The organism is Actinomadura rubrisoli (assembly GCF_004349215.1).
GTDB lineage: Bacteria > Actinomycetota > Actinomycetes > Streptosporangiales > Streptosporangiaceae > Spirillospora > Spirillospora rubrisoli.
On the sequence record NZ_SMKU01000457.1, the window covers coordinates 1 to 6,196 of the forward strand.

General features: G+C 70.0%; 7 protein-coding genes. 2 read left to right on the forward strand and 5 right to left on the reverse strand.

Annotated features, from left to right (window positions below; translation table 11 throughout):
• The 5 genes from E1298_RS42770 to E1298_RS48915 form a co-directional block, all read right to left on the reverse strand.
• The coding region (locus E1298_RS42770; RefSeq protein WP_207945182.1) for a peptidase inhibitor family I36 protein at nt 1-203 on the reverse strand (203 nt) is incomplete at its 3' end.
• Between the two features lie 72 nt (nt 204-275).
• Nucleotides 276-1,121, reverse strand: a complete 846-nt coding sequence (locus tag E1298_RS42775) for a peptidoglycan-binding domain-containing protein (protein WP_131903105.1) — start codon at nt 1,119-1,121, stop codon at nt 276-278.
• Nucleotides 1,122-1,284: 163 nt separating this feature from the next.
• The gene (locus E1298_RS42780; protein WP_165975931.1) at nt 1,285-1,695 is read right to left on the reverse strand and encodes a hypothetical protein; all 411 of its coding nucleotides are present in this window, start codon (nt 1,693-1,695) and stop codon (nt 1,285-1,287) included.
• Between the two features lie 116 nt (nt 1,696-1,811).
• On the reverse strand, nt 1,812-2,705 hold the full coding sequence (locus E1298_RS42785) for an NBR1-Ig-like domain-containing protein (protein WP_131903107.1): 894 nt from the start codon (nt 2,703-2,705) through the stop codon (nt 1,812-1,814).
• A 210-nt stretch (nt 2,706-2,915) separates the two neighbouring features.
• On the reverse strand, nt 2,916-3,062 hold the full coding sequence (locus tag E1298_RS48915; RefSeq protein ID WP_165975932.1) for a hypothetical protein: 147 nt from the start codon (nt 3,060-3,062) through the stop codon (nt 2,916-2,918).
• Nucleotides 3,063-4,160: 1,098 nt separating this feature from the next.
• Between E1298_RS48915 and E1298_RS51445 the strand changes: the two genes are divergently transcribed.
• A complete protein-coding gene (locus E1298_RS51445; protein ID WP_279499651.1) occupies nt 4,161-4,292 on the forward strand; it encodes a hypothetical protein in 132 nt (43 codons plus the stop codon).
• A 1,309-nt stretch (nt 4,293-5,601) separates the two neighbouring features.
• Nucleotides 5,602-5,943: a DoxX family protein gene (locus E1298_RS42790; RefSeq protein WP_131903108.1), complete on the forward strand. Its 342-nt coding sequence runs from the start codon at nt 5,602-5,604 to the stop codon at nt 5,941-5,943.
• The last annotated feature ends 253 nt before the right edge of the window (nt 5,944-6,196 follow it).

A 6,196-nucleotide genomic window follows, 5' to 3' on the forward strand; every position in this document is an offset into this window, starting at 1 on the left:
TGCTTGTCGTCGTAGTCGGCGACCGAGTTCTTGAAGTCCGAGACCGAACCCTTGTTGTTGCTGCTGTAGTAGTAGCAGAACTCGCCGTTCTCGCATTTCCCGTTGCGCGCCGCCGCCGAGGCGGGCGAGGCGGTCGCGACCGCCGTTCCGCTGATCGCCGCCGCGGCCGTCGCCACGGTGAGGACCTTGGTGAGCGTACCCATGGTGTTTCTCCTTTTCTCTGCCGAGCCGTTCTTCGGCTCTTTTGTTGCGGGGGGTCTGAGTTTCCGGTGGAGTCAGCGGCGCCGGTACTCCTCCCAGGTGCGGACGGCCACCTTCGGGCCGTCGTCCGGACCGCGGTCGGCGAGCCCGTTCCTGCCGAGGTAGTAGTCGCCGGTCTGGTGCTGGGCCTGGGGGGACAGATCGGTGTCGCTGATGGCGGCGGCGTGGATGTGCCACGGCCAGTCGCCCTGCCGGGGGCTGCGCACCCAGGCCGCGAAACCGACGCGGCGCAGCGCGCGGGCCGCTTTGACGCGGGCGGCCCGGCTCATCCCGCGCACCGAGATGTCGACGACACCGCCGCCGTCGTGGGTGCCCGCGGACGTGGGGTCGCCGCCGGGGTTGTACGAGCCCTGGTCCAGCACGAGATCGCGGCCGAGCAGCCGCTCCGCCTCGGTCAGCATGCTGCGGGTGCGGGTGTTGACGACGTGGCCGTCCATGGACACCCGGGAACCCGGGACGATGGGGTGGACGACCTTGAACCGGCCCTTCCCGAGTTCGGTGAGCGAGGCCCTGCCCGGCAGGCCGTTGGCGGCCGGTCCGGTGTGACCGAGCGACTTCTGGTACTTCGCGTAGGCGCTGTTCGTCCTGATGCCGAAGTACCCGTCCACCCACTCCTTGCCGAGTAGCCCGCGGTCGCGCAGCGCCCGTTCAACGAGGAGCACGGCGGCCTTGGCGCCCGGGGTCAGCGTGTCGTCCGGCCGCCGCGGGTCGATCTGGGCGGCCTTGACGAGGGCCTCCATGTCCACGCTCGGCAGGGCTCGGCCGGCCGCCGCCCGCGCCGGCGGCGCCGTGGACACTCCCGTCAGCGCGGTGAGCAGGGCGGACGCCGCGAGGGCGCCGGCGCATGAGGGCAGCTTCATAGGTCCTCCTGGTGCGGGTCGCGCCGGGCGCATGCCACGGCGGAGTCGGCCGTCACGGATCGCTCACGTGCGGCGGTGAGAAAGGTTCGGTGTCGTCAGCCTTTTCGGCAGGCGCGCGCTCGGCTCCGGGGCCGCCCGGCCGCCGAAGGCGCGTCCGAGCCCGTCAGCAGACCTTGCTGGTCCGGGCCCTGGGCCCGCTCGGGATCCAGCCGACCGCCCGGGTACAGTGCCTCAGCGTGTCGGCCCCGAGCGACCAGATCTGCCTGGTCCGGGTCCGGCACTGGGTTCCCTCAAGGGAATGGTCGCGTTCGTCGGCGACCGCCACGCAGGCGTTCCAGGTCCGGTGGGATTTGCGGTAGCCGGACCATACGTAGAGATAGGCCCAGTTCTTTCCGCACCCCTTGAACTGCTTCACAGATGCGAAGATCTGCCCATCGTGACGAATATGGGCGGTCGAGCCGATCTGAACCTTGCTGCCGCAGCCGAGCGCGGTCTCGGCGTGCGCGGTCGGCGGAATCGCGGCGATCGCCGGTACGGCCATGAAAGCGACCAGCGTCCCCTTGGCGAGCTTCATCAAAGTCCCCCTTGTGTCGCCGCCCGTTGAGTGCGGGCAGAGACCACCATGCCGGGGGCCGCACGTGTCAGGTACCCCGTGTGACAGGTTCTGACATGCTCTTACACGGCCGGACCCTACCGGGCGACGTTGACCACGAAAAAGACGGGACGCGCGCCGGGAAAAAGTTGCCTCCCCTGACCGTCGACCATCTTCCAGCCGACCCAGCACGACCCCGGAGTGGCCGGTGCGGTGACCCGAACACTGACCCGAACGCGGGCGCCGGGGTCGGTATCGGGAATAGGAACCTTTGCTGGAGTCGAACAAGTGCCGTTGTCCGCGGGCAGTAGTGCGCGCGCCAGAAAGCGGCCCCGCCAGGGGACGGTGCCTGCATTGGCGAGTTCCCAGGTTTTGATGAACCGCTGCCCGGTCTTCACAACCGTGCCGTCGGGAATCGTCACGTCGCCGACGAAGACGCTTCCGTCACCGGAGAACAGCGGGGCGGGCGGCGGCGACCGCTGCACTACCTCGGCGCCGCCCTCCTGCGTCGGCCGTCCTTCGCCGTCCGCCAGCAGGAGCACGCCGAGGCCCGCGCCGCCCAGCGCCCCGCAGCCCACGACGACCGCGATGACCCGGCGGCGCCGCCTCCGCCGGGGGACGGGCACGGGATCCGGCTCGGTCGCCGCCGCCGATCCGTCCCCGTCCTCCTTCTCGTCCAGCTTCTCGTCCTGGCCCGCGGCCGGGTCGTCGGACGGCCCGGCATCCGAGCCGAGCGCGGCGCACCAGTACTCCCGCCACTCCTCGACGTCGCCTCCGCACGCCTCGACGAATGCCTGCGTCGTCGTCCAGCTCGGGAACCTCGTTCCCTTGGCCGCCTCGTGCAGGGTCGCGTGGCTGACCGACCGGGCCGCCGCCGCCATGACCCGGAACGAGGGGTTCCCCGCCTCCGCGCGCAGGCGCCGGAGCCGCTCGGCGAAACGGTCCCGCGCTTCCTGACCTCCGGCGGAGGAGGGCACACCAGAGTCGCTCATGGTCCACATCACCAACCCCGTCGTCAGTGTCAAACGTGGCCAATCTAGCCGAGCGGTGGGCTGGACAGTAATAAAACCCGAACTGTTCAGTAAGCCATGTGAGTTTCGCCCGGATGATCAGTTCATCGAACGTTCCATTTCACTCGGGTCGGCCGAAAGCGCGAATGCAATGATCCCTTTCCAGAATTCCCTACCGGACGTCCGAAGCACTCAGCCGCCGGTCGGAGCCGTCCGGCGGCGGCGCAGCGCACCCCGGAGGCCGTCGATCGCGAGGAAGGCGACCAGGGTGATTCCGAGCATCGGCACCGCCCACCCCACCAGCAGGACGGCAGGGACGCCGAGGAGGAGAAGGGACACGGAAGCCTCCGCCCGGCGCCGCAGGCGGGCGGGCGTCCGGCGGATGCGCGGCGGTCCTCGTCCACCTGGCGCTCACGAACGCCCAGTGGCCGGGTCTGTGGTCCGGGACGTGCTGGTCGGGCTCGTCGCCTGCCTGTTCGGCCAGGCCGCCGCCATGGCACGCCGGGGGGCGCCGGTGGGTTCGGGCCCCCGCTCCCGTCGAGGAACCGTCCATGGGCGGACGGCCTTCGAGACAACCCACCGGCGGGCTCGGCTGCCCCTGACCGGCCGATCAGGAAACGGGTATGGCCGGGCGCGGCCGGCAGGACGATGCGGGGGCGTCACGGCGAGCCGCAGGCCGAGGACGCCGTAGGAGACGCCGAGCCAGGCCGCGCCCGGATAGGTGCCGCCCTCGTCGCCGAGCGCAGCCTGCCCCGCGCCTGCGACGACCAGCCACAGCCCGCAGAGCAGGACCTGCCAGCGCAGCAGCCCGGAAGCGGCCGACCCTGGCGACGGAGACGCCGATGACGAGCATGCCGAGCATCGACAGCGGCCAGCAGATGTCGAAGGGGATCACTCAGGCGGGAGCGTCGTCGGGATAGGCGACGATGAGCGGCACCAGATCATCGCCGGCACGAGCAGCATCAGCTCCACGATGGGATATAACGGCCTGCGACTCCCGATGGCGTTCGTGGACGGCACCAGCGCGACCCGGGACGCCAGGCTCCCCAGATCTCGCCGGGGACGATGTCGTCCCGGGCGATGAGCAGTCCGGTGATCCAGGCGGTGGTGCTGGCGACGAGCGCGGCGCCGGTGAGGCGGGTGCGGATCAGAAGCCCTCCGGGTCCGGGGTCGGACGGGTCGTGCGGTTAGACGGAGCTGGACCGGATGTGCACGGTCATCGGTTCTCTCTCCCGTGACGGGGCGGTGCAGGGCGCGCCGCCGGTGCCCCTGACGCTCCGTCCTCGATCTCCCAGGCAGCCAGTGACCGGGGCGGCGGGAGCGGCCCCGGCCGAACCCCGTTTCACCGGTGACCCCTGCCCCGGCCCGCAAGGACGCCGGACCCAGGTGGTCGGGCCGCCGCGCGGGTCAAGCTGGCCTGATGAGGAGCGCTCACCGGTGCCTCGGGGCGAGCGGCTCCTGAGGCCGCCCGCCGCGCTGTGCGCCGAGGCGACCGCCGCGACCGTCTGGCTCGACGTCCTGCTGACGGGCGCCGGCACGCCGCCGGATCCGCTGAACTGGGCGCACTGAGGTCGGGGCTTCCGGTGGCGCTCGCGGACGGCGTCCTTCGCGACGCGGCTGCCGCGGCATCCGTACGGTCCAGGGCATCAGGACGCCGCGCGGCGCAGCTGTCAGGCCCGACCGCTGCTACCTGCTGGTGGGGCTATTGCGCTCCGGGATCTGCGGGCGCCGGCTGGAATCGTGCTGGGCCGACAACCAGGCGGCCTACCGGTGCCGGCACGGCCACACCAGCGCGTCTCGCTCCAATCCGGATCGGCCCAAGAACCTCTACGTTCGCGAGGACCACATCCTGCCCCACTTGCACATTCTCCTGACCGGAGCGTCAAAGAGCGTGCCGGACGGCGCGTCCCCAAGGAGGTCATCAACCACCTGCGCACCCGCAAGATCCCACTCACCTATGAGCCCGAGACCCGCACCCTGCGGACCGGCACCCCGAAGGAGGTGAAGATCACCATCGACCAGGAACGCTGACACTACAACGCCTCGCGGCGTTGCACGCGCCGTCCCGGCACGCGGATTGCGGCCCGTGCGCTGACGGCATTCACAACGAAGACGGAAGGACGTGATCAACAGCGGAAGGGCCGACCCTCAGGTGCAGTCTGGGGACCGAGGGGCACTCTGGAGTGCCCCGAACGAGTCATTATGTACAAAGTGTGTGTCCGAGGCGACACGCCCAGTAAACCCACACTGCATCACCGCCACCGGCGCGCTAGCGGCGCGGACAAAGTAAAACTCGACTGCGCCTGCGGAATGCGGCCCGTGACAGCCTCTCGGCGGGCGCGCTCGACCATCTTTGAGCGCTGCGGCCGATACGGCTCCTGATACGGCCGGACACAGTATTGCGCCCCCCGGCTCAAGCTGGTCGGCGAGTAGCCGCCTCGCCAGCCCCTCCGCTCGACCCCACGGCCTCGGAGCGTACGCCGGTCCGGGGCCGTTCACAGCGGCGCGCTTGCGGCGGCCTCCGTTCGGTTCAGGCGGTACGGCCGGCTCCCTTCGGACGGGATAGTGTGAACGGTAGGACGCCCGCCTCCACCGGTTCCAGTTCCATCGTGCCGGAATCGTGGTGAGGAGACCGGGACGCCATGCGGACCGGCTGCCGGACTTGCGGCGTATGACGCGGCCGTTAACGACCTTCCGCCATGGGCGGGTCGGCTCCGATAGCAACGGTCCCAGAGTACGGTTCGGGACAGGTTCGCCGTCCCACGCCAGCACTGCACACATGTCGTTCGAACTTTTTCGGCGAGGACTGTCACGTTCGGCGGACGGGAGGTGTCGGAGAAGCAGACATTCTTTCCGACGCCGCTAGAAAAGAGTCCCGATGTCCACCAGCCTGATAGCTGTCACCCTCGCCACCGCCGCTTGGGTCGGCTTCTCCGGTTTCTCCCTGCTGCGCCGTGCCGACTTCGTCGTCCAGCCCCTCATCGCCTATGGGGTGCCTCGCACGTGGTGGACCTGGCTGGCGGTGGCCAAGGCCACCGGGGCGATCGGTCTGCTGGTCGGCTTGGCGATCCCTGCAGTCGGAATCGCCGCGGCGGTCGGCCTGGTGGCTTACTTCGCCGGCGCCATCGTCACCGTGCTGCACGCCCGCTCGTTCAAGACCTTGCCCTTCCCGGTGCTCTACCTGGCCCCGGTCGTGGCCACTCTGATTGTGGCCTCATGACTTCCGCCGACCGTTATCGGAGGCCGCCTGTGGCCCGGGTCTCCTCCGGCGGCGAAGTCCCCGGGAGCTGTGTGGCCAGCTCCCGGGGACTTCGCGGGTGGCGGGTGCGGTAGGGCCGCCTCTAGCGGGGGGTGTCCCTATGGAATTTGTCAAGCGGCTGGAGCCGCTTGAGTTGTGATCTTTCGTGAGGGTTGGTAGGGCTGTTGGTCGCGGAGCATGGCGTAGATGACGTCGCTGCGGCGGCGGGCGAGGC